General features: G+C 68.0%; 22 protein-coding genes and 1 tRNA gene. 13 read left to right on the top strand and 10 right to left on the bottom strand.

Annotated elements, in window-relative coordinates; translation table 11 throughout:
- Nucleotides 1-21: 21 nt before the first annotated feature.
- Complete coding sequence (locus HPC46_RS13305) at nucleotides 22-558, top strand: 2-oxo-4-hydroxy-4-carboxy-5-ureidoimidazoline decarboxylase (RefSeq protein WP_179470496.1); 537 nt, start codon at nucleotides 22-24, stop codon at nucleotides 556-558.
- A gap of 43 nt (nucleotides 559-601) precedes the next feature.
- Nucleotides 602-1,564: an alpha/beta hydrolase gene (locus HPC46_RS13300; RefSeq protein ID WP_179470494.1), complete on the top strand. Its 963-nt coding sequence runs from the start codon at nucleotides 602-604 to the stop codon at nucleotides 1,562-1,564.
- Here HPC46_RS13300 and HPC46_RS13295 read toward each other — a convergent pair.
- Nucleotides 1,561-2,409 carry an alpha/beta fold hydrolase gene (locus HPC46_RS13295; RefSeq protein WP_179470492.1) on the bottom strand — a complete coding sequence of 283 codons (849 nt, stop codon included), beginning with the start codon at nucleotides 2,407-2,409 and terminating at the stop codon, nucleotides 1,561-1,563. The genes HPC46_RS13300 and HPC46_RS13295 overlap by 4 nt on opposite strands.
- Before the next feature lie 78 nt (nucleotides 2,410-2,487).
- Between HPC46_RS13295 and HPC46_RS13290 the strand changes: the two genes are divergently transcribed.
- The 3 genes from HPC46_RS13290 to puuE are packed head-to-tail and all read left to right on the top strand — an operon-like array spanning nucleotide 2,488 to nucleotide 5,101.
- Nucleotides 2,488-3,096 carry a TetR/AcrR family transcriptional regulator gene (locus HPC46_RS13290; protein WP_179470491.1) on the top strand — a complete coding sequence of 203 codons (609 nt, stop codon included), beginning with the start codon at nucleotides 2,488-2,490 and terminating at the stop codon, nucleotides 3,094-3,096.
- Between the two features lie 43 nt (nucleotides 3,097-3,139).
- Nucleotides 3,140-4,177, top strand: a complete 1,038-nt coding sequence (gene alc, locus HPC46_RS13285; RefSeq protein WP_179470489.1) for an allantoicase — start codon at nucleotides 3,140-3,142, stop codon at nucleotides 4,175-4,177.
- Between the two features lie 6 nt (nucleotides 4,178-4,183).
- Nucleotides 4,184-5,101 (top strand): allantoinase PuuE, encoded by a 918-nt coding sequence (gene puuE / locus HPC46_RS13280; RefSeq protein WP_179470487.1) that lies wholly within the window; start codon nucleotides 4,184-4,186, stop codon nucleotides 5,099-5,101.
- Here puuE and HPC46_RS13275 read toward each other — a convergent pair.
- From HPC46_RS13275 to HPC46_RS13250, 6 genes are all read right to left on the bottom strand, one after another.
- Nucleotides 5,071-5,799 (bottom strand): aspartate/glutamate racemase family protein, encoded by a 729-nt coding sequence (locus tag HPC46_RS13275; protein ID WP_325096655.1) that lies wholly within the window; start codon nucleotides 5,797-5,799, stop codon nucleotides 5,071-5,073. The two genes, puuE and HPC46_RS13275, sit on opposite strands and share 31 nt — an antisense overlap.
- Nucleotides 5,796-7,346: an NCS1 family nucleobase:cation symporter-1 gene (locus HPC46_RS13270; RefSeq protein ID WP_179470484.1), complete on the bottom strand. Its 1,551-nt coding sequence runs from the start codon at nucleotides 7,344-7,346 to the stop codon at nucleotides 5,796-5,798. The genes HPC46_RS13275 and HPC46_RS13270 overlap by 4 nt, the downstream gene beginning before the upstream one ends.
- 53 nt (nucleotides 7,347-7,399) lie before the next feature.
- Nucleotides 7,400-8,122: a GntR family transcriptional regulator gene (locus HPC46_RS13265; RefSeq protein WP_179470482.1), complete on the bottom strand. Its 723-nt coding sequence runs from the start codon at nucleotides 8,120-8,122 to the stop codon at nucleotides 7,400-7,402.
- 48 nt (nucleotides 8,123-8,170) lie between these two features.
- Nucleotides 8,171-8,542 carry a SpoIIAA family protein gene (locus HPC46_RS13260; protein ID WP_179470480.1) on the bottom strand — a complete coding sequence of 124 codons (372 nt, stop codon included), beginning with the start codon at nucleotides 8,540-8,542 and terminating at the stop codon, nucleotides 8,171-8,173.
- A gap of 51 nt (nucleotides 8,543-8,593) precedes the next feature.
- Nucleotides 8,594-8,992, bottom strand: coding sequence for a hypothetical protein (locus HPC46_RS13255; protein ID WP_179470478.1), 399 nt, complete (start codon nucleotides 8,990-8,992; stop codon nucleotides 8,594-8,596).
- A gap of 71 nt (nucleotides 8,993-9,063) precedes the next feature.
- Nucleotides 9,064-9,201, bottom strand: coding sequence for a hypothetical protein (locus HPC46_RS13250; protein WP_179470476.1), 138 nt, complete (start codon nucleotides 9,199-9,201; stop codon nucleotides 9,064-9,066).
- Nucleotides 9,202-9,209: 8 nt separating this feature from the next.
- Here HPC46_RS13250 and HPC46_RS13245 point away from each other — a divergent pair, with 8 nt between their 5' ends.
- Genes HPC46_RS13245 through HPC46_RS13225 form a run of 5 tightly spaced genes read left to right on the top strand, consistent with a single transcriptional unit; the run spans nucleotide 9,210 to nucleotide 16,788 of the window.
- Nucleotides 9,210-13,109, top strand: a complete 3,900-nt coding sequence (locus HPC46_RS13245) for a Pls/PosA family non-ribosomal peptide synthetase (protein WP_179470659.1) — start codon at nucleotides 9,210-9,212, stop codon at nucleotides 13,107-13,109.
- Entirely contained in the window at nucleotides 13,106-14,443 is a 1,338-nt protein-coding gene (locus tag HPC46_RS13240; RefSeq protein WP_179470474.1) for a M1 family metallopeptidase, read from the top strand. The genes HPC46_RS13245 and HPC46_RS13240 overlap by 4 nt, the downstream gene beginning before the upstream one ends.
- Nucleotides 14,440-15,726 (top strand): polysaccharide biosynthesis protein, encoded by a 1,287-nt coding sequence (locus HPC46_RS13235; protein ID WP_407665499.1) that lies wholly within the window; start codon nucleotides 14,440-14,442, stop codon nucleotides 15,724-15,726. Before HPC46_RS13240 ends, HPC46_RS13235 begins: the two co-directional genes overlap by 4 nt.
- 7 nt (nucleotides 15,727-15,733) lie before the next feature.
- On the top strand, nucleotides 15,734-16,453 hold the full coding sequence (locus HPC46_RS13230; RefSeq protein WP_179470472.1) for a polyprenyl-phospho-N-acetylgalactosaminyl synthase PpgS: 720 nt from the start codon (nucleotides 15,734-15,736) through the stop codon (nucleotides 16,451-16,453).
- Nucleotides 16,450-16,788, top strand: a complete 339-nt coding sequence (locus tag HPC46_RS13225) for a DUF2304 domain-containing protein (RefSeq protein WP_005138726.1) — start codon at nucleotides 16,450-16,452, stop codon at nucleotides 16,786-16,788. Before HPC46_RS13230 ends, HPC46_RS13225 begins: the two co-directional genes overlap by 4 nt.
- Here HPC46_RS13225 and HPC46_RS13220 read toward each other — a convergent pair.
- A complete protein-coding gene (locus tag HPC46_RS13220) occupies nucleotides 16,785-17,717 on the bottom strand; it encodes an NAD-dependent epimerase/dehydratase family protein (protein ID WP_179470470.1) in 933 nt (310 codons plus the stop codon). The genes HPC46_RS13225 and HPC46_RS13220 overlap by 4 nt on opposite strands.
- 38 nt (nucleotides 17,718-17,755) lie before the next feature.
- Between HPC46_RS13220 and HPC46_RS13215 the strand changes: the two genes are divergently transcribed.
- Complete coding sequence (locus HPC46_RS13215; protein WP_218894103.1) at nucleotides 17,756-19,552, top strand: hypothetical protein; 1,797 nt, start codon at nucleotides 17,756-17,758, stop codon at nucleotides 19,550-19,552.
- Between the two features lie 76 nt (nucleotides 19,553-19,628).
- Complete coding sequence (locus HPC46_RS13210) at nucleotides 19,629-19,994, top strand: carboxymuconolactone decarboxylase family protein (RefSeq protein ID WP_179470468.1); 366 nt, start codon at nucleotides 19,629-19,631, stop codon at nucleotides 19,992-19,994.
- 3 nt (nucleotides 19,995-19,997) lie between these two features.
- On the opposite strand, the gene HPC46_RS13205 is transcribed toward HPC46_RS13210, so the two are convergent.
- Both HPC46_RS13205 and HPC46_RS13200 read right to left on the bottom strand, forming a co-directional pair.
- Nucleotides 19,998-20,070, bottom strand: a tRNA-Thr gene (locus tag HPC46_RS13205).
- Between the two features lie 28 nt (nucleotides 20,071-20,098).
- On the bottom strand, nucleotides 20,099-21,313 hold the full coding sequence (locus HPC46_RS13200; protein ID WP_179470466.1) for a DNA polymerase III subunit delta': 1,215 nt from the start codon (nucleotides 21,311-21,313) through the stop codon (nucleotides 20,099-20,101).
- 93 nt (nucleotides 21,314-21,406) lie between these two features.
- Here HPC46_RS13200 and HPC46_RS13195 point away from each other — a divergent pair, with 93 nt between their 5' ends.
- Nucleotides 21,407-23,005 (top strand): adenylate/guanylate cyclase domain-containing protein, encoded by a 1,599-nt coding sequence (locus HPC46_RS13195; RefSeq protein ID WP_179470464.1) that lies wholly within the window; start codon nucleotides 21,407-21,409, stop codon nucleotides 23,003-23,005.

Genomic DNA, 23,005 nt, shown 5'->3' with positions numbered 1-23,005 from the left:
TGGTTTTTCGATGATGACTGGGTGTTGATGCACCAGGGCATCGGTCTCGAGGCCTTCAACGAGATGCCGGACCGCAAGGCTGTGCACGCGCTCTACGAATGCTGCAACAGCGTGACGCTGGCGCGTGATCTGGCGCGCGGGCGCCCGTACGCCGACCACACCGCCTTGTTCCGCCGTGCCGACTCCCTGCTGTTCTCGCTGTCGGAGTCCTCGATCGACGACATCCTGCAGGCCTACCCGCACGTTGGGCGGCGCCCGCGCAGCACCAAGTCGCAGGCCGAGCAGTGCTCGGTCTGGGACGAGTCGCCCGAGGTGATGGCCGAACTCACGACCGCGGTCAATGACTACGCCGATCACTTCGGTTTCGGCTTCGTCATGCACATCGGCGGTCTGGCTCCAGAAGTCTGCGCCGCGTCGGTGATCGCCGCGGTGCGTGACCGGATGCATCACGACCCGGAGACCGAGCGCAAGGTCGTCTGCAACGAGCTGGCCCGGATCAACCGCAGTCGGCTCGAGCGAATGCTCGGACCCGAGGGCGGCTACGACAACTGGGGCTGATTCGCCACGTCGGGGCAGACCCCAGCCCCTAGGGTTGGCAGGCGTGACCCTGCCGATGGATCCCGAACTCCTCACCCTGATGGAACCGCTGATGTCCGCGGCCGCCGAACTCGAGCCGCCCGCGATCGGAGACGTCACCACCCGCCGAGAACGCGCGATCCCGTTTTTCCAAGCCCTGGGCCAGCTGCGGGGGCCGATCAGCGGTGTCGACATGACCCGCCATTGCCTCACCGCCTCCGACGGCACCGAAGTCGACCTCGCCTGGTACGTCCCGACGTCGGAACCCTCCGGGGGTGCCGTGCTCTACCTACACGGCGGCGGAATGATCTACAGCCTGGCCGAGACCCGGCCGGGCTATGACGCGGTGCTGCGCACCTACGTCGCCGCCACCGGCACGCCCATGCTGATGGTGGATTACCGTGTGGCGCCGGAACATCCGGACCCCACCCCGGTCGAGGACTGCTATGCCGCGCTGTGCTGGCTGGCCGAGAACGTGGCCACTCTGGACGTCGACCCGGCCCGGCTGGCGGTGGCCGGTGACAGTGCCGGCGGTGGGCTGGCCGCGGGCGTGAGCCTGCTGGCCCGCGATCGCGGCGGACCGGCGCTGGCCGCTCAACTGCTGATCTACCCGATGCTCGACGACCGCACCACCGTCGAAGATCCACACCTGGCGCCGGAGTTGTTGACGTGGAACTACGAGGACAACATCACCGGCTGGGGCGCGCTGCTCGGCGATCGCGCCGGGGTTGACGGCGTGTCGATCTACGCCGCTCCGGCCCGCGCGCAGGACCTGGCCGGACTGCCGCCGACCTACATCGACGTCGGCGATCTGGATATCTTCCGCGACGAAGACATCGCCTATGCGGCAAGGCTTTCGGCCGCAGGCGTCCCGACCGAGCTGCATGTACACCCCGGCTGTCCGCACGCCTTTGAGGCACTGGCGCCGACTGCGGCGGTGTCGGCGCGGGTGGTCGCCGACCGGATCCGCCGACTGCGCTCGATCTAGCAGCGATCGGCAGTGTTTGTGGCGGTGGCGAACTCGGCGATCAGTGTGGCCAGTGCGTCGGGTTGATCGAGCATCGAGAAGGTGCGCGCTCCTGCGATGTACTCCAGCCGCGAGTGCGGCAGGGCATCGGCAAGCCGCTGAGCGTCGGACTGCGGGAAGAACGCGTCGTCGGCCGACCACGCGATGAGCGCCGGTTTGGTGAACTCGGGCAGCCGCGCGGCGGCATCGAGAGTGGTCTGCCTGCTCAGCGATCCGGTGAAGCGGCGCAGGTTCTCGGCAATGGCGCGGTCGCGGACTGCTCTGTGCGTCCATTCGGCCGTCAGCGCGTCGAGGTTGGTGTGCGCCAACGCGCCATACGCGCGACGGCGCACCGCCCGAGAACGCATGCCCTGCACCGCGATCCGCCACAGCACCGGCACCTTGGCCGCGGCGATGAACGGCGCCAGGATCGGCGGTGGAAAGTGCTCGAACGCATCACAACTGGTGAGAACCAAAGCCCCGAGGCGATCCGGGAACTCGGTGGCGACCACCTGGCAGACGGCCCCGCCGGTGTCGTTGCCGACGAGCACGACATCGGTGAGGCCGGCCTTCCCGAGGAACTCGGCGACCATGGCCGCGACGCCTCTCATGGTCATGTCGGCGCTGTCGCGCATCGCCTCCTGGTGCGCACCGAGCGGCCAGGTCGGGATGATGCACCGCAGGCCGTGTCGGGCCAGCCGGGTGCTCAGCGGCCGCCACAGCGATCCGCCCATCGCGTAGCCGTGGACGAAGACGACGGGCCTGCCGGTCGACGGTCCGGCCGTTTCGTAATGGATGGTTCCGCCGCTGAGATCTACGGTGTCCATGACAATCTCCCTCGATAGTGACAAACAAACAGACAGTCTGCATGTAAGATACCGACAGGATGTACGGAAATACAAGACATGACGACCAGACGTACCCAGGCGCAGCGATCGGCCACCACTCAGGACGCGCTGCGCACGGCCGCGCGCGAACTCTGGGGGGAACGCGGCTACGCCGAGGTGGGGACGCCGGAGATCGCCCAACGCGCCGGTGTCACCCGCGGCGCGATGTATCACCAGTACGCCGACAAGGCGGCCCTGTTCCTCGACGTCGTCGAGACGGTCGAGTCCGATGTGATGAACCGGCTCGCCGCGGCCACCCTCGCCCGCCAGCCGGCGACGCCTGCGGCGGCGCTCCACGCGGCGGTGGACGCCTGGCTGGACATCAGCGCCGAGCGGGAGATCCGTCAGCTGATTCTGCTAGACGCACCGAATGTGTTGGGCTGGGATGGTTTTCGCGATATCGCCGAGCGCTACAGCCTTGGCATGACCGAACAGCTACTCCAGGCCGCGATGGATTCCGGCGAACTCGAAACTCAGCCGGTACGTCCGCTGGCGCACATCCTGATCGGGGCACTCGACGCCGCGGCGATGACGATCGCCAATGCCGCAGATCCCGAGGTCATGGGCGCCGAGGTGCGCAGCGCACTGCACGGCATCGTCAACGGGATGCTGGCCGGCCGGCCGTGAGCGCCAGGTGGTGACCACGGAGGTCCGCATTTAGGCTCGTGAGGTGATCGGCGCACCGCAGGACCCCACTCAGCCGTCGCCGCACTTTCTGGCTCTGCCCGATCTGGCCGCCCGGCCGGCCGGTGGCGCGGTCGTGTGGGCGAACGACGACCTGTTCGCCGAGCGGGAAAACCTGATCAATCCGAAATCGGCGGAGTTCCGCCCGGCCACCTTCGGGCACAAGGGTCAGATCTACGACGGCTGGGAGACCCGGCGGCGGCGCGGTACCGGCCCCGGCGACTGCGACCGCGCGATCGTGCGGCTGGGCGCACCGGCCATCGTGCGCGGCGTCGTCGTCGACACCGCGTGGTTCACCGGTAACTACCCACCGCAGATCTCGATCGAGGCGGCCTGCGTCGACGGCTACCCGTCGGCCGAAGACCTTGCGCACCAGACCGACTGGACCACGATCGTCGAACGCAGCGGCGTAAACGGGGACACCCGCAACCCGTTCAAAGTCGAGTCCTCCCAACGCTGGACTCATGTGCGGCTGTCGATATACCCCGATGGTGGGGTGGCCCGGCTGCGGGTGCACGGCGAGGGAATGCTCGACCCGCGGCTGGCCGACGGGATGCCGCTGGATCTGGGCGCCCTGGAGAACGGTGCCCGAGTTGCGGCCTGCTCCAACATGTTCTACTCCTCCCCCAACAATCTCCTGCTGCCGGGCACGGCCCGCACGATGGGCGACGGGTGGGAGACCTCACGCCGCCGCGACGAGGGCAACGACTGGGTCCAGGTGCGGCTGGCCAGTCAGGGTGTGCTGACCGCGGTCGAGCTGGACACCTCGTACTTCGTCGGCAATGCGCCCGGCGCCGCCAGATTGATGGGCCGCGACGACGCCGGGGACTGGTTCGAGCTGCTGGCGACCACCCCACTGCAACCCGACACCCGGCACCGATTCTTGCTATCGGCCGAACGACCTGTCACCGACGCGCGCCTCGACATCTATCCCGACGGCGGCATGGCACGGCTTCGGCTGTTCGGCCGGCTGACCGCCGAGGGTCTGCGCAGAATTCAGGAGAGGTGGGCGGCCAGCGCCTGACATGAGATGAACTATCCGAGAGACATGGTCGGCTACGGCCGCACGCCGCCGCACCCGCACTGGCCGGGCGATGCGGCCATCGCGGTGCAGTTCGTGCTGAATTACGAAGAGGGCGCCGAGAATTCCGTCCTCGACGGAGACCCGGCGTCGGAGACGTTTCTGTCCGAGATGACGCCTGCGGAGGCCTTCCCCGACCGGCACATGAGCATGGAGTCGCTGTACGAGTACGGCTCGCGTGCCGGACTGTGGCGCGTGCTTCGGGTGTTCGAACGGCGGGGTATTCCGCTGACCATCTTCGCCGTGGCACTGGCCATGCGGCGAAACCCCGAGGCGGTGGCCGCATTCGGCGAACTCGGCCACGAAATCGCCTGCCATGGCCTGCGGTGGAAGTCCTACCAGAACATCGACCGGGACACCGAGCGCGCACACATGGCCGAGGCGGTGCAAATCCTGCAGGACCTCAGCGGGGCCGCGCCGCTCGGCTGGTACACCGGCCGCGACTCACCACACACCCGGGAACTCGTCGTCGAACACGGCGGCTTCGTCTATGACTCCGACTCCTACGCCGATGACCTGCCGTACTGGGTGCGGGTGCACGACCAGGAGCATCTCGTGGTGCCGTACACCTTGGACACCAACGATATGCGGTTCAGTTCTCCCGCAGGGTTTTCCAACGGCGAGGAGTTCTTCGCCCACCTTCGCGACGCGTTCGACGTGCTCTACGCGGAGGGTCGCGCCGGCGCCCCGAAGATGCTCTCGATCGGCCTTCACTGCCGGATCGTCGGCCGTCCGGCGCGCACGGCGGCGCTGGAACGGTTCTGTGACCACATCCAGTCCCACGACGAGGTCTGGTTCGCCCGGCGTATCGAGATCGCCGAGCACTGGCGCAGGGTTCACCCCGCGGCGGGAGATCCCGTCGCGTAGACCTTGGCCGGCGGCAGTGCGTACTCGCCTCGTTTCGACGTCCGCAAACCCATGGTGACCAGTGACTGGACCGTCAACGTCGCGGCAGTCACCCCGTCCACCACGGGCACACCCAGTTCGGCCGAGATCTCCTTGCACATATCGGCCATCCCGGCGCAGCCCAGCACCACCGCATCGGACCCGTCGACCTCGACCGCCTCGCGGCACGCCTCGGTGATGATCTTGCGGGCGTTCGGGTCGGTGTCCAGGTCGAGCACCGGTATCTCACAGGCGTGGATACCCCGGCAGAACCGTTGCATGCCATAGCGTTCCGCGAGGTGCGCCGATTGCCCGATGGTCCGCGCCAGCGTGGTGACGATGCTGAAGCCGGTGCCGAGGTGACTGGCGGCCTGCATGGCCGCCTCGGCGATGCCGATGACCGGTCCAGCCGCGACCTCCCGAGCGGCATCGAGGCCGGGATCACCGAAGCAGGCGATCACATAGCCGTCGACACCTTCTCGCTCACCTCGCTGGACCGCCTGCAACACACCCGGCACCGACAGCGCCTCGTCGTAGTGGCTCTCGATCGACTCCGGCCCGATCTCCGAGGTGATGCCGGTGACCGTCACGTCGGACGCGGCAACCGCCACAGCGCATTTCGTGATCGTGTCGGTCATGGTTCGGGTGGTGTTGGGATTGATCACCCAGATCCGCATCACGGCAGCGGAGCGACGGCCAGCTTGCTCCGCGTCGCGAGCACGTAGTAGATGGCCAACCCCAGCCCGCAGCCGATGAACCAGCTGTACTGCGCGGCGGTGTGCATACCCGGAACACCACCGGCCAGCACGGGGACCACCGCGACGACCGCCGCGACCGCGGTGGCGATGACGGCCGCGGGGTTGTAACCCTTCTTGTACCAGTAGGTTCCGTCCTCGGCCAGGGTGAACAGGTCATCGACCACCACCTTCTGCTTGTGGATCAGGTAGTAGTGGCCGATCAGCACGCCGAACAGCGGGCCGATGAAGGCACCGAGGACCTCGAGCGTGTAGTGGATGACCTCCGGGTTGTTGTACAGGTTCCACGGCGTGATCAGCACCGAGCCGACCGCGGCGATCATGCCGCCGGCGCGCCAGCTGATCCGCTGTGGGCTGACGTTGGAGAAGTCGAACGCCGGTGAGATGAAGTTGGCGACGATGTTGATGCCGATCGTGGCGATGGTGAATGTCAACGCGCCCAAGACAATCGCGAACGTCGAGTCGATCTTCGCCACAGTGGCCACCGGGTCGGTGATCAGTTCGCCGAACACCGGGACAGTCAGTGACGCGGTGACGACCACGAGAATCGAGAACACCAGGAAGTTCACCGGCAAGCCGAGGAAGTTCCCGCGCTTGACCGCGTGGAACGACTTGCCGTAGCGGGCGAAGTCGCCGAAGTTCAGCATCGGGCCGGAGAAGTAGGACACCACCAGGGCGATCGCGCCGAGCATCACCGGCACCGAATCGAAGCCGGTGTATTTCACGTCGCCGAGGTTGAGATCGATCGCGCCCCAGCCGGCCTTGTAGATGAGGTAGCCGCACAGCAGGAACATCACCACGTAGACCGCGGGGCCGCAGAAGTCGATGAACTTGCGGATCGACTCCATGCCGCGCCAGAAGACGCACGCCTGCAACACCCACAACAGCAGGAAACTGCCCCAGCCGAGCAGCGGCAGCCCGAACAGTCCGTACTGATTCACGTCGGCGTACGGTGCGAGGCCCGGAAACAGCTTGAGCAGCACCACATCCAACGCAGCCGAGGCCAGGTAGGTCTGGATGCCGTACCACGCCACGGCGATCAGGCCTCGGATGATGGCGGGAATGTTGGCACCGAGCACACCGAAGACACTGCGACAGATCACCGGATACGGCACACCGGTCGCCTGGCTGGGTTTGGCCACCAGATTGCAGAAGACATTGACGATCACGATGCCGATCAGCAGCGCGACCAGCACCTGCCAGCTCGCGAGGCCCAGCGCGAAAAGGCTACCCGCCGTGACGTAGCCACCGACGCTGTGCACGTCTGACATCCAGAACGCAAAGATGTTGTAGGAACTCCAGGTCTGCTTGCGCAGCGGAGCCAGGTCTTCATTGGTCAGGCGCGGGTCGTAGCCGGGCTTGATCAATCCGCCGCCGACCGGATGGCCGGCGGCTTCGACGAGGTCGTTCGCGCCGACCACGGCGCCGGCAGGCAGGTCTTTCGCACTCTGGGAGGTGTCGATGTCGGTCATGGCGGGACGCTATCGACGGCGCATTTCTCCCGTATTTCCGCCGGACTACCCGGCTATTGCGGCGAAGATATATCCGGCCATGCCAGCAGCCCGGTGTCGGTGGGCAGCGTGGCGATCACCGCGTTGAGGCGCTGGGCATGCAGTTCGGCGACCGTGAGCAGTTGTTCAACATCGCCGGCGAGAAACGCGTCGACCATCTGGCGATGATCGGCGTGCAGCGCCGCTCGGTCCGACGGCGAGACATGCACCATCGATTGCACGGGTTCGGTGATATTCCAGGCAGATTCGAGCATGTGCAGTAGACGGAACATCCGTGACGGGCGAGTCAATGCGAGATGGAAGTGCCGACTCTGGCGGTGATACGTGACCGGGTCGTCATCGTCGATCGCCTGTTGCAGAAGGCCGTTCGCCGTCACGATGGCCGCCCGGTCTTCGTCGGTGGCCTTGGCCACCGCGGAGGCCAGTGATGCCGCCTCCAAAGTCTCACGCACGATGTACATTTCGCGCAGTTCCTGGACGGTGAGTTGGGAGACGGTGTAACCCGAGTTCGACCGGTGTGTGACCAGCCCCTCTCCGATCAGCGTCTTCAAAGATTCGCGAACCGGAATCTGGCTGACGCCGAACAGATCCGCCACCTCGGCCAGCGGGATCGGTGTGCCCGGCAGGGACGCGCCGTCGAGGATCACCCGGCGAAGCTCGTCGAGGATGGCCTGCTGCGGCAGGCCCGGCTGGTCGACCACCAGCCTGTCGACCAGCGCCGAACGTCGTCGCAGCATCCGATCACGGTATGCGCAGTTTGTTTCGGCGGTATTGCTGTCGACGACTCAGCCGGCCGCCCACTGTTTGGCTTTGTCGAGCTCATCGAGCCCGAACACCGCGACGTCGCCGGGCATCAGCCACCCCACCAGATGCATGGTGTGGACCACCCACTCCTTGTCACTGACCACCGCAACGCGCTTGAAGGCGGCGTGGCGGGTGAACAGCGTGCCCAGACCGAGTTTGAGATCCTCGACCAGACCACCGGGGCCGAATCCTTCGTAATCGGACGTGATGACCTCGACGATCCTGATGTCCTGGCCCGACTTCAGCAGATCGTCCATCGTGGGCTTGAACGCCTTCAGGTCGTCACCGCTCACCCGTCCCGATACCCGGATCCCGGCGACACCTTCCGGCATGTCGGCAAGTACTTCGATCATCGAATCGCCTCCTTTGTCGAGCACCCCGCTCCAGGGTAGGAGGCCCGCCGCTCAGGCGGCCCGGATCCGCAATCGGTCCTGGATCCGGCTGAGGGCAATGCGCGCCCGCGGACGCAGTTCGTCGGGACCGACCGGAATCAGGGTCACCCCGTCGGCCACCCCGGCCACGTACAGGTCGGCGACCAGGCCGGCAAGCCCGTCGACCGTACCGGCGTAGCGCACTCCCACCTCACCGTCGTGGCCGGAAATCGCCGCCAGTGCGGTGCGCGGATCGTCGGCAACCGACACCGTCAGGTCGAGGATGACGGCGACGTCGGCGGGCAGCCTGCGGCGCCGGCGGGCGGCTTCCTGCAGGTCCGGGGCGCTGATCCGCACCACCTGGCGCTCACCTGCGGTCAACTCCTCCCACGCGCCGTCGGTCTCGGCGATGAACACCCGCAACTCCGGCATGTCGGCCACGCTAAGGACACGGTGAAGGGCCGGCAATGGTTCCACTCACGCGGACGCGAACGCGATGGACCTCAGCGTCTGCCGGCCGGCCGGGTGTTGATCGGGCCGGCGACCATCGTCAGGAACAGGTCAGCGCACGCGGGCAACCGCGGCGGAGCACCGGCCGCGTCCCACACCCCGATGTAAACCGCGCGGCCTAGGATCCTCATTCGTGGCGATGCCGGAGATTCCCCCGCAGTACCTCTTGTCGGAGCAGGCGCCGCCCCCGCGCACCCTCATCGACATCCTCTACGACACCGCCAACCGCTTCCCGGAGGCAGCGGCGATCGACGACGGAGCGGTGCAGCTCACCTATGCCGAGCTGATCGCCGACATCGAGGAGAGCGTCGAGTGGCTGGCGGCGCGCGGTATCGGCCGCGGCGACCGAATCGGCATCCGGATGCCGTCGGGCAGCTACGCCCTGTACGTGGCGATCCTGTCGACGCTGGCCGCCGGCGCGGCCTACGTCCCGGTGGACGCCGACGACCCCGACGAGCGGGCCCAGTTGGTGTTCGGCGAGGCCGGGGTGGTCGCGATCATCACCGAAGCGGGTCTGACCCGCGGGCCGGGGTCCTCCCGCGGATGGCGCGCCACCGCTCCCCTGGGCCGCGACGACGCCTGGATCATTTTCACCTCCGGATCCACCGGCACCCCCAAGGGTGTTGCGGTGACGCACCGCAACGCGGCGGCGTTCGTCGACGCCGAAGCACGAATGTTTCTGCAGGACAATCCGATCGGACCCGGCGATCGGGTACTGGCCGGCTTGTCGGTGGCGTTCGATGCCTCCTGCGAGGAGATGTGGCTGGCCTGGCGCTACGGCGCCTGCCTGGTGCCCGCACCGCGCGCGCTCGTGCGCAGCGGCATGGACCTCGGGCCGTGGTTGGTGTCGCGGGACATCACCGTGGTGTCCACGGTGCCGACCCTGGCGTCGCTGTGGCCGGCCGAGGCACTGGAAGCGGTGCGGCTGTTGATCTTTGGCGGCGAAGCCTGCCCGCCCGAGCTTGCCGAGCGGCTGGCGGTGGAGGGCCGCGAGGTGTGGAACACCTACGGACCGACGGAAGCCACAGTGGTGGCCAGCGCGGCGCGCCTCGACGGGCGCAGCCCGGTCAGCATCGGCCGACCCCTGCCGGGCTGGGACCTGGCCGTCGTCGACAAAGAGGGCGCCCCGGTCGCGGTGGGCGAGGTCGGCGAGCTCGTGATCGGCGGTGTCGGGCTGGCCCGCTACCTGGATCCGGAGAAGGACGCCGAGAAGTACGCGCCGATGCCGACGCTGGGATGGGCCCGCGCCTACCGCAGCGGTGATCTGGTTCGGCTGGAGGCCGACGGACTGTATTTCCAGGGCCGCGCCGACGACCAGGTCAAGGTCGGTGGGCGTCGCATCGAACTCGGCGAGGTCGACACGGCGCTGGTCCATCTGCCCGGGGTCAGGGGCGGCGCGGCGGCGGTCCGGCGCACCGCCAGCGGCACCCCGATGCTGGTCGGGTACATCGCGAGCGCCGACCCGAACTTTGACCTCGCCGCCGCCCGGGCGCACCTCACCGACAGCCTGCCGGCAGCCCTGGTACCGCGACTGGTGCTGCTCGAGGAGCTGCCGACCAGGACGTCGGGCAAGGTCGACCGCAACGCCCTGCCCTGGCCGCCGCCGGGCTACCAGGATCAAGAGCCGGATCTCGGCGGCACCATGGGCTGGCTGGCCGGGCTCTGGCGCGATGTGCTGGGTGCGGTGGTCGACGGCCCGGAGGCAGACTTCTTCGCCCTCGGCGGCGGTTCCCTGTCGGCCGCGCAGCTGGTGGCCGCACTGCGTGAGCGCTACCCGCAGCTGACCGTGGCCCAGCTCTACGACCACCCGCGGCTCGGGTCGCTGGCCGAGTTCCTCGAAGAACTCGCTCCGCCACCGGTGGTCACCCCGCGCGACGTCAAGCCGACACCGGTGTCGACGCAGGCCGCGCAGGTGCTGCTGTCGGTGCCGCTGGCCACGCTGACCGGCCTGCAGTGGGTGACCTGGCTGGCACTGGTCAACAATGTGGCCGCCGCGCTGCATCCGCTGCCGTGGCTGGTGACCGTCAACTGGTGGCTGGTGGCGGTGGCCTTCGTGTTGTTCATCAGCCCATTCGGCCGGATGGGCATCGCTGTGCTGGGCGCGCGGATGTTGTTGTCCGGTCTGGAACAGGGCACCTACCGACGCGGCGGATCGGAGCACCTTCGGGTGTGGCTGGCCGAACGGCTGGCCGATGCCAGCGGTGCGGAGAACCTCGCGGGCGCGCCATGGCTGGTGTATTACGCACGGGCGCTGGGTAACAAGGTGGGCAAAGGCGTGGATCTGCACTCGGCGCCACCGGTGACCGGGATGCTTACGCTCGGTCACCGGGTATCCATCGAACCGGAGGTCGACCTGACCGGGCATTGGATCGACGGCGACCTTTTCCAGGTCGGCCCGATCACCGTCGGCAACGACTCCACCATCGGCGCCCGCACGACGCTGTTCCCCGGTGCCGTGATCGGTAAGAACGCCGACGTGGCACCCGGTTCGGGCGTCGTCGGCAAGGTCAAGAACGGGCAGTACTGGAAAGGTTCGCCGGCAGTGAAATCCGGCAAGGCCCGCCACCCGTGGCCCGAGCACCGGCCGGAGCGACGAGCCCACTGGGTGGCGATGTACGGCGTTACGTCGGTGCTGCTGGGTGCGGTTCCATTGGTGGCGTTGGCGGCCGGGCTCGCCGTGCTGGTGTGGCCCGCGCGGCACAGCGCGACACTGCTGTCGGCGATCGGCGCCGCCGCGCCGTGGATTCCGGTGGCCGCTCTGGTCTCCCTGGTCGTGTACGCCGCCATCACGGTCGTCGGTGTGCGGATCCTGGCGATCGGCCTGGGCGAGGGCTACCACCCGGTGCGCAGCCGGGTCGGCTGGCAGCTGTGGGCCACCGAACGGCTGATGGACGCCGCCCGCAATTACCTCTTCCCGGTCTACGCCAGCCTGCTCACCCCGTGGTGGTTACGCCTCCTCGGCGCGAAAGTGGGCCGCAACACCGAAATCTCGACCGCATTGCTGACACCGAAGTTCACCGTCGTCGAGGACGGTGCGTTCCTGGCCGACGACACCATGGTCGCCTCCTACGAGCTCGGCGGCGGCTGGATCCACGTGGCCAAGGCCACCGTCGGCAAGCGGGCATTCCTGGGCAACTCCGGGATCACCCAGCCGGGCCGGCGGGTGCCCGACGACGGTCTGGTCGCGGTGCTCTCGGCCACCCCGTACAAGGCGAAGGCCGGTTCGTCGTGGCTGGGCAGTCCGCCGATCCGGTTGCGCCGCCACGCCGACGAGGCCGACGCGGCACTGACCTACAGCCCCCCGATGCGGTTGAAGATCATGCGCTCCGTCGTCGAGACGTGCCGGCTGATCCCGGTGATCGTCACCTTCGCGATCGGGGTGGCGGTGCTGATATCGCTGCAGACGCTGGCGGTCCGCTTCGGTTACGGCTGGGCCGCACTCGGCGGCGGGCTCGTGCTGCTCGCGGCGGGTGCGATCGCCGGTGGTATCGCGGTTGCCGCCAAATGGCTTGTGGTGGGCCGGATTCGGACCGAAGAACACCCGCTGTGGTCATCCTTCGTGTGGCGCAACGAGGTGTCGGACACGTTCGTCGAAACGGTCGCCGCACCGTGGTTCGCCCGCGCGGCCAGCGGCACCCCGGTGATGAACCTGTGGTTACGCGCGCTCGGGGCCAAGATCGGCCGCGGGGTGTGGTGCGAGACGTACTGGTTGCCCGAGGCCGACCTCGTGACGTTGCAGCGCGCCAGTACCGTCAACCGCGGCTGCGTGGTGCAGACGCATCTGTTCCATGATCGGATCATGCGGATGGACACCGTCGTGCTCGACGAGGGCGCCACCCTGGGCCCGCATTGCGTCGCGCTCCCAGCCGCCAAGCTCGGCGCCGGCGCCACCGTCGGCCCGGCCTCGCTGGTGATGCGCGGCGACGAGGTACCGCCGTCGACCCGCTGGCAGGGCAATCCCATTGCACCATGGGTGCTTTCACGAAAGAAGCCACGCGACGACAAGCCTGCCCGCGAACCCGAGGGCAGCGCCGCGTGAAACGTCCCGTCAAGAAGGCCGCCAAGAAGGGCGGCCCGCCCGTCATCGACCCGTACCTGCCGCACAACGGCAACTTCGGCTATCGGGTCTCACGCTACGAGCTGGAGCTGGAATACAAGGTCGCGATCAATCGGCTGAGCGGAACGGCCACGATCACCGCCGCGACGCTGGCCTCACTGCAGACGTTCACGCTCGACCTGTCCGATGCGCTTGCGGTGACGAAGGTGACGGTCAACGGCCGCCGGCCATCCCATTTCGGAACATCACATGGCAAGCTGCACATCACACTGGCTTCGCCGCTGCCTGCCGGTGCGGCGATGGCGATCCAGGTCCGCTACGGCGGCTCGCCCCGGCCCATCCGAAGCTATTGGGGCGAAGTCGGTTTCGAGGAGCTGTCAAACGGAGCGTTGGTCGCCGGGCAGCCGAACGGAGCAGCCTCGTGGTTCCCCTGCGACGACCACCCGAGCGCCAAGGCCAGCTACCGCATCCAGATCAGCACCGACAGCCCGTACCGTGCGGTGGCCAACGGTGAGCTGGTGTCGCGCCGCGTTCGCGCCGCGCACACGGTGTGGACCTACGAACAGCCAGAGCCGACGTCGACCTATCTGGTGACGTTGCAGATCGGCATGTACGGCGCCAACAAGTTGCCCAAGGCTCAGGTGCCGATGCAGGCTGTGCTACCAGATCGGTTGCGCGCCAACTTCGCTCACGACTTCGAGCGCCAGCCACAGATGATGAAGCTGTTCGTCAAACTGTTCGGGCCGTACCCGCTGAGCACTGGCTACACCGTGGTGGTGACCGACGACGATCTCGAGATACCGCTGGAGGCACAGGGCATCTCGATCTTCGGCGCCAACCACTGCGACGGCAAGCGCGGATCCGAACGGTTGATCGCCCACGAACTGGCACACCAATGGTTCGGCAACAGTGTGACGGTGCGCCGCTGGCGCGATATCTGGCTGCACGAGGGATTCGCCTGTTACGCCGAATGGTTGTGGTCGGAGAACTCCGGCGGCCAGACCGCCGAACACTGGGCCCGCCATTATCACGCCAAGCTGGCGAACTCGCCGCAGAATCTGTTGCTGTCCGACCCGGGCCCGCGGGACATGTTCGACGACCGAGTCTACAAGCGCGGCGCACTCACCCTGCACGTGCTGCGCGGCACCATCGGTGACGAGAAATTCTTTGCGCTGCTCCGGGATTGGACGAAACGCTACAAGCACAGCACGGTGGTGACCGACGATTTCAAAGGTCTTGCCGCCAACTACGCCGACGTCTCGTTGCGTCCGCTGTGGGATGCCTGGCTGGACTCGACCGAGGTGCCGCGGCTGTGACCGATGCGGGCGCCTCCTTCGAGGCGCTGAGCGCCACCGGTGCCGACCAGATCGGGGGGACCGGGGCGATCACCCGTAGCAGCGTGGCGCGCGTCGGGGCGGCAACCGCGATTTCGGCGGTGTGCGGATACGCGGTGCTCTATCTGGCTGCACGTGCCCTGAATCCGGCCGGCTTCTCGGTATTCGGCGTGTTCTGGGGAGCGTTCGGGTTGGTCAACGGCGCGGCCTACGGGCTGCTGCAAGAGGCCACCCGGGAGGTTCGGTCGGCGAACTATGTCGAGATCGCCGAGGGGCCACGCACGCACCCGATGCGGGTGGCGACCGGTGTCGGCCTGGTGGCCGCCGTCGCCATGGCCGGTACATCTCCGCTGTGGGCGCCGCACGTGTTCAGCGACTCCCGACCGCTGTCGGTAGCGCTTCTCTGCGTGGGACTGGCTGGATTCTGCCTCCACGCAACACTTTTGGGTCTACTCGCCGGAACCGGACGCTGGGGTGGATACGGCGTGCTGATGGTGATCGACGCCGTCATGCGGGTGGCGGTCGCCGCGGTGGCATTCGCCCTCGGGTGGGGCCTCGACGGTTTCCTGTGGGCCACGGTGGCCGGTGCGGTGGGCTGGCTGCTGCTGCTGGTGGTCTCCCCGAGTGCGCGCACTGCGGCAGGTCTGCGCACACCGGGCGGCACCGCGACCTTCTTGCGCGGGGCCGGGCACTCGATAGCCGCCGCCGGCGCCAGCGCCATCCTCGTCATGGGTTTCCCGGTGCTCCTCAAGGCGACCTCCGGCGGCGACCTCGGCGCGGCAGGCGGCGTGGTGATCCTGGCGGTGACGCTGACGCGGGCGCCGCTGCTGGTGCCGCTCACCGCGATGCAGGGCAATCTGATCGCACACTTCGTCGACCACCGCGGGCATCGCCTCAAGGCACTGCTCGCCCCCGCGGCCGTCGTCGTCGGGCTGGGCGCCGTCGGCGTGCTGGCCGCCGGGCTGCTCGGACCATGGCTGATCCGGGTCGCGTTCGGCGACGAATACAGTCCGGGCGGGCCGCTGCTGGCCTGGCTGACCGCGGGTGCGGTGGCGATCGCACTGCTGACCGTGACCGGGGCCGCGACCGTGGCAGCGGCGCTGCACCGGGCCTACTCGATCGGCTGGGTGGGAGCCACCGTCGCCTCCACGGTGCTGTTGACGCTGCCGATGGCCCTGACCGACCGCACCGTGGTGGCCCTGCTGTGCGGGCCGCTGGTCGGCATCGTCGTACACCTGGCGGCGCTGGCCCGCGCCGCACGCTGAACCGACAATGCTTGGCGTGTACCTTGTGGACATCGACACGCCCTACCCCGACGCCTGGATCATCGTGCCGGCGTTCAACGAAGCGAAGGTCATCGGCGACGTCATAGCCGACCTGCGCGGAGTCTTCGACCATGTGGTGTGCGTCGACGACGGCAGCCGGGACGACACCTCCGATATCGCGCTGCGCGCGGGCGCCCATGTGGTGCGCCATCCGGTGAATCTCGGGCAGGGCGCCGCCATCCAGACCGGTGTGGAGTACGCCCGCAGCCAACCCGGCGCCGCGGTGTTCGTCACGTTCGACGCCGACGGACAGCACCGCGTCAAGGACGTCGTCGTGATGATCGACCGGCTGGCCAAGGGTGACGTCGACATCGTCATCGGCACCCGCTTCGCCGGCGGCACCGTCAGCCAGACCCCGCCGCTGAAGCGGTTGATCCTGCGCACCGCCGCCGTCCTGAGCCCGAGTAGTCACCGGCTGCACCTGACCGACGCGCACAACGGGCTGCGGGTGTTCAACAAGACGGTGGCCGACAACCTCAGCTTGACGATGAACGGCATGAGCCACGCTACCGAGTTCATCACCCTGATCGCCGAAAACCATTGGCGGGTAACCGAAGAGCCCGTCGAGATCCTCTACACCGAGTACTCGATGTCCAAGGGCCAGCCGCTGCTGAACGGGGTGAACATCGTCTTCGACGGGTTCCTGCGCGGAAGGATGCGCCGATGAACTGGATCCAGGTGCTGCTGATCGCGGCGGTGATCGCACTGTTGGTGTACCTGCTGCGCGCGCGCACCAACGCCAAGGCCAAGGCGTGGGTCAAGGTCGGCTACGTGGTGTTCGTGGTCCTGGCCGTCTACGCGATCCTGCGGCCCGACGACACCACGGTGCTGGCCAACTGGCTGGGTGTGCGACGGGGCGCCGACCTGCTCACCTACGCGCTGATCATCGCGTTCGTGTTCACCACGATGAGCACCTATCTGCGGTTCAAGGAGCTCGAGCTGAAGTACGCCCGGCTGGCCCGCGCGGTCGCGCTCGACGGCGCGCGCACCCCGGAACGTTAGTTGCGGAAGTACTCGACGGTCCGGGCGATGCCCTCTTCGAGGTGCACCTGTGGATGCCAGCCCAGCACCATCTCCGCCTTGCGGACATCCAGGCACGACCGCTTGAGGTCACCCAGCCGCGCCGGTGCGAACTCGGGATCGTCGGGCGCGCCGACGACCTTGGCGACCACCGCATGCAGCTTGCGGTCGCTGGTCTCCACACCGGTTCCGATGTTGAACCGCTGCCCGCACCCGCCGGTCCCCGAGGCCCGGACAAAGGCGTCGACGACGTCGTCGACGAAGACGTAGTCGCGAGTATTCGACCCGTCGCCGTACACCTTGGTGGGACGGCCCGCCAGCATCGCGTTCGCGAAGATCGCGACCACCCCGGCCTCGCCGTGCGGATCCTGGCGCGGGCCATAGACGTTGGAGGGTGCGATGAACGAGCAGTCCAAGCCGTAGAGGTGCCGGTAGGTGTTGAGGTAGATCTCGCCGGCGACCTTGCTGGCCGCGTAGGGCGAGGCAGGGTCGACCGGGGTGGTCTCGTTGGTCGGGTAGTTCGTCGGCACACCGTAGATCGACCCGCCCGAGGAGGTGTGGACGACCTTGCGCACCCCGGCCCGGCGGGCCGCCTCGGCCAACCGCACCGTTCCGACGACGTTGACCGCCGCGTCGAACTCGGGATCCTCCACCGAGCGCCGCACGTCGATCTGCGCGGCCAGGTGGTGCACGACCTCCGGCTTGTGCTTGTCGAACAGCCCGATCAGGTCGGCGCTGGCGATATCGGCCTCGACCAACTCGAACCTGCCGGTGGCGCCGGCCCCCGCGAGATTCTCGATGCGCCCCCGGCTCAGATCGTCGAGCCCGACGACGGTGTGACCATCTGTGAGTAGTCGATCGACCAGTGTCGAGCCGATGAAGCCGGCCGCCCCCGTGACCAGTACCTGCATAGCGGTCACCCTACCGTCAGGTGAGTACAGTCGAGCCGATGGCAGTTCCGATCCGTGTGGCGCGCATGCCACCGGTCGCTGCCGCGGCCGTCGTCCTCATCGCGGTGCAGTTGGTCGTCCGCGCGGTCCTGGCCTTCGGTGGCTACTTCTACTGGGACGACCTGATCCTGGTCGGCCGGGCCGGCACCCAGAATCTGCTGTCCCCCTCGTATCTGTTCGACGACCACGACGGGCACGTCATGCCGGGTGCGTTTCTGGTGGCAGGCATCATCACCCGGCTCGCGCCGCTGGTGTGGACATGGCCTGCGGTCAGCCTGGTGGTCCTGCAGCTACTGGTGTCGTTGTCGGTGCTACGCGCCCTGCACGTCATCCTCGGCTGGCGTCCGGTGCTGTTGATTCCGTTGTGCTTTGCCCTGTTCACCCCACTGGGGGTGCCCGGATTCGCTTGGTGGGCAGCGGCTCTGAACTCGCTGCCGATGCTGGCCGCGATGGCCTGGGTGTGTGCCGATGCAATCCTGTTGGTGCGCACCGGGAATCGGCGTTATGCGAGCACCGGTTTGCTGGTGTTCGGCGGCGGTCTGCTGTTCTTCGAGAAGGCCGCGGTCATCCCGTTCGTCGCGTTCGCGGTGGTTGCACTGCTGCACCACGTGCAGGGCGACGGAGCCGCATTGCGGACGGTGTGGCGCCGCGGCGTGGGGCTGTGGGGTCCCGCGCTGGCGGTGACGGTGGCGTGGGTTGCGGTGTACCTGTTCGTCGTCGATCACCGGCGATGGAGCTCGGATCTGGCGATGACGTGGGACCTGTTGCGCCGCTCGGTCACTCACGGGATCGTCCCAGGACTGGTCGGCGGGCCGTGGGACTGGCAGCGGTGGGCGCCCGCGTCGCCGTGGGCCGTCCCGCCGGTTTCGGTGATGGTGCTGGGCTGGCTGGTATTGGCCGCGGTCCTCGCGGTGTCGCTGGTCCGCAAGCGGCGCATCGGCCTGGTCTGGGCGGTGGCCGCCGGGTATGCGATGGCCTGCCAGATCCCGATCTATCTGCTGCGCTCATCGAAGTTCACCGCCTTGGAGCTGGCCCAGACGCTGCGCTACTTCCCGGATTTGGTGATCGTGCTGACCGTGCTCGCCGCGGTGGGCTTCTGCGCGCCGAACCGGGCGACGTCGGGCTGGCTGAATGTGTCGCGCGCCCGCACCGCGGTCGTGGCGGCAGCGGTGGTGGCGTTCGCGGCCAGCAGCCTGTACTCGACGTCGACGTTCTTGACCAGTTGGCGAGACAACCCGGCACAGCCGTACCTGCAGAACGCGATTCGCGGGCTGGCGCAGGCGCGGGCGTCGTCGTCGGCACCGATGCTCGACCAGGAAGTGGACCCACTGGTGTTGCAACGGGTCGCCTACCCGGAGAACCTGGCCAGCCACATGTTCGCGCTGATTCACGACCGGCCCGAATTCACCAAGTACACAACACAATTGCGCATGCTCGACTCGGGCGGACGACTCGTGGACGCCAATGTCACCTGGACGCGCACGATCGTCGTGGGCCCGGTGCCCGGGTGCGGGTATTTCGTGCAACCCGAGGCAGCCGTGCGGATGCCGCTGGACGGGCCACTGCTGCCCGCGGACTGGACGGCCGAGATCAACTACCTGGCCAATAGCGAGGGCTCGATGCAGATGTCGCTGACCGAGGGGCCCGAGATCAAGGTGCCGGTGCACCCCGGCCTGAACCGCGTCTTCGTCAGGCTGCCCGGAGCCGGCGACGCGATCACGGTGCGGGCCACGACCGCGGCGCTGTCGTTGTGCCTGGCCTCAGGGCCGGTGGGGTACCTGGCGCCGCGACAGTGACGCCACGGCGCCGCCAGGGCTCATTTTTCGCCCTGGCGTTACTCTCGCCGACCCGCGATGTGCCAAAGTAGTTTGCATGTCTAACTTGCGTGAGGATGGTCTACGTGTTTTCCGGGAGATGCTGCCCGGCACACTGCCCGACGGCGACGTCGAATTCGGCGGCTTCGCCCCGGAACTGATGGAGATCGGAGTCGAGAGCGTGTTCGGCAAGCTGTGGACCCGCGACGGGCTCAGCCGCCGGGACCGCAGCCTGGTGACGCTGGGCATCCTGATCGCGCTGCGGGCGGGCGACGAGATGAAGGCCCACTTCCGCATCGCCAAGCAGAACGGATTGACCGAGGACGAGATCGCCGAGGTCATCTACCACTCCAGCGGCTACGCCGGTTTCCCGGCGGCCGCCACGGCGCGCAATATCGCCGCCGAGGAACTCGGCAAGGCATAGCGGAGCCACCTAGGAGAATCGAACTCCTGACCTATTCATTACGAGTGAATCGCTCTACCGACTGAGCTAAGGTGGCGCGGCCCCGTGAGGACCGAGCAGTGAGTCTACAGGTCTGAACGGAGTGCTTGACCCACGGTCGCCACCAGTGCATCGACCGCGAACTTGGGTTTGACGTTTGTCGCCAGCGCCTCCCGGCACGCCAGGACCGCCTCGATACAGCGCAGCAGCCGCTCCGGCGACGCGTGCGCCGCCATGGCCGCCACCCGTTCGGCCATGTCGGGATGATTGGGAACCACCGTCGCGGCGCCGTTGGCCACCATCAGCGCGTCCCGGAAGTACATCGCCAAGTCGATCAGCGCCCGATCCAGGGCATCACGCGAGGCCCGGGTCTGGCGCGATTTCTGCCGCTTCTCGAGGTCTCGGATCGCCCCGGTGGCTCCGCGCAGCGTGCCCGCGGTGCCCTTGCCGGTGCCGCCGGCACCCAGAGCGGTCTTCAGCTCCTCGGCCTCGACCTCGTCGCGACCGGCATTGAGCGCCTTGGCCTCGGCTTCCGCGGTGGCCACGAGCTCTTCTGCCGCCGCGTATGCCCGCGACGGCGTGGCGGCATCCCGGGCCAGCCCGAGCGCGCGAGTGCGGCGGTCGCGGGCAGCGGAATCGGTGGCCAGCCGCCGCGCCCGCCCGACGTGACCGCCGCTGACCGAGGCCGCCCACTGCGCGTCCTCGGGGGACAGGCCGTCGTTGTCGATCAGCACCTGCGCGATCGCATCAGTCGGCGGCGTCACCAGCGCCACATGCCGGCACCGGGACCGCAGGGTGATCGCGATGTCCTCGGGATCGACCGACGGTGCGCACAGCAGGAACACCGTCGACGGCGGCGGCTCCTCCACGACCTTGAGCAGGGCGTTGGCCGCACCCTCGGTGAGCCGGTCGGCGTCCTCGATCACGACGATCTGCCAGCGGCCGGTACTCGGCCGTCGCGAAGCGATCTGCACGATGTTGCGCATCTCGTCGACACCGATCGACAGACCCTCGGGGATGATGCGCCGGACGTCGCCGTGGGTGCCCGCCATCGTCGTCGTGCAGGACCGGCACTCCCCGCACCCCGGCGTGCCGTCAGCGGTGCACTGCAGGGCCGCCGCGAAGCACTGCGCGGCCACCGAGCGCCCCGATCCGGGCGGACCGGTGATCAGCCAGGCATGCGTCATGGTCCCGGTGGCGAGGCCATCGTGAGCGGAATCACCCCGCGCCGCCCGTGCGGCGCCGACGAGCTCTGATTCCACGGCGCTTTGGCCCACCAGCCGCGCGAAAACTCCGGACATCGCCTCAAACACTAGTGCTCAGCAACGACACAACCGCTGCCCACCGGGTTCTGAAGGCACTGATCGGTCACTCTGTACCGATACGGTGGGCTGGTGACCACCGCGCAGCTCAGCCCGGGGCGAATCAGTGGATTCGTCCGGTGGGTTGCGCGCACCCCGTGGCCGGTGTTTTCCCTGGGCATGCTGCAAGCCGACATCATCGGCGCACTGCTGGTCCTCGGTTTCCTCCGGTTCGGGCTGCCGCCGTCGGATCGGGTCATGCTGCAGGACCTGCCGACCCTGAACCTGGTCATCTTCTTGAGCTATCTGTTCGTCTCGTTCACCCTGGGCGCGTTCGTCAGCCTCAAGCTGCTCGTTCCGGTCTTCCGCTGGCAACGTCGCGACGCACTGTTGGCCGAGGACGACCCGGCCGTCACCGAAGCGGCCCGGTTGCGGGCGTTGCGGATGCCGATCTACCGCTCGGTGATCAGCATGACCAACTGGCTCGTGGGGGCGGTGGTGTTCATCGCCGCCAGCTGGCCGGTGGCCAGCCACGCCGCGCCCGTCCTGGCGGTGTCCACACTGCTCGGCGCGGCCGCCACCTCGATCATCGGCTACCTGCAGTCCGAGCGCGTGCTGCGGCCCGTCGCCGTCGCCGCGCTGCGCGGCGGGGTGCCGGAGAAGTTCCACCGTCCCGGTGTGATCCAGCGGCTGGTGCTGACCTGGATCCTGTCCACCGGGGTTCCGCTGCTGGCCATCATCCTCTCGATCGTCGCCAGCAAGTTCTCGCTCCTGGCGGCCTCAGCCGACGCCCTGTCCACCCCGATCCTGCTGATGGCCGTCGCCGCCCTGGTCATCGGAATGGCCGGCAATGTGCTGGCCGCCATGTCGATCGCCGACCCGCTGCGCCAGCTGCGCTGGGCACTCGGCGAGGTGCAGCGCGGCAACTACAACGCCCACATGCAGATCTACGACGCCAGCGAGCTGGGCCTACTGCAGGCCGGGTTCAACGACATGGTTCGGGACCTGAGCGAACGGCAGCGGCTGCGCGACCTGTTCGGCCGCTATGTCGGCGAAGACGTCGCCCGCCGCGCCCTGGAGCGCGGCACCGAGCTCGGTGGCCAGGAACGCGACGTGGCGGTGCTGTTCGTCGACCTGGTCGGCTCGACGCAGCTGGCCGCGTCGCGACCGCCGAGCGAGGTCGTGAGCATGCTCAACGAGTTCTTCCGGGTGGTGGTCGAGACCGTCAAGAAGCACGGCGGCTTCGTCAACAAATTCCAGGGCGACGCGGCGCTGTGCATCTTCGGTGCGCCGATCGAGCACCCCGACGCCTCCGGTGCGGCGCTGGCCGCCTCCCGGGAACTTCACGACGAACTCGTCGGCGTGCTGGGCCAGACGGACTTCGGGATCGGGGTCTCGGCAGGCCGGGCGATCGCCGGGCACATCGGCGCACAGGCCCGCTTCGAGTACACCGTGATCGGTGACCCGGTCAACGAGGCCGCCCGGCTGACCGAGCTGGCCAAGATCGAGGGTGGTCACGTGCTCGCCTCGGCGATCGCCGTCAGCGGCGCGCTCGACGCAGAAGCCTTGTGCTGGAACGTCGGTGAGATCGTCGAGCTGCGCGGCCGACGGGCACCCACCCAGCTGGCCCGCCCGGTGAATCTGGTGCTGCCGAGCGAAACCAGCCAGGCCAGCGAGAGCGAAAGCGTCTAG

This window comes from Mycolicibacterium vinylchloridicum, from assembly GCF_013404075.1.
In the GTDB taxonomy this organism is placed as follows: Bacteria; Actinomycetota; Actinomycetes; order Mycobacteriales; family Mycobacteriaceae; genus Mycobacterium; species Mycobacterium vinylchloridicum.
This window is presented reverse-complemented; position numbering and strand designations above follow the sequence as displayed.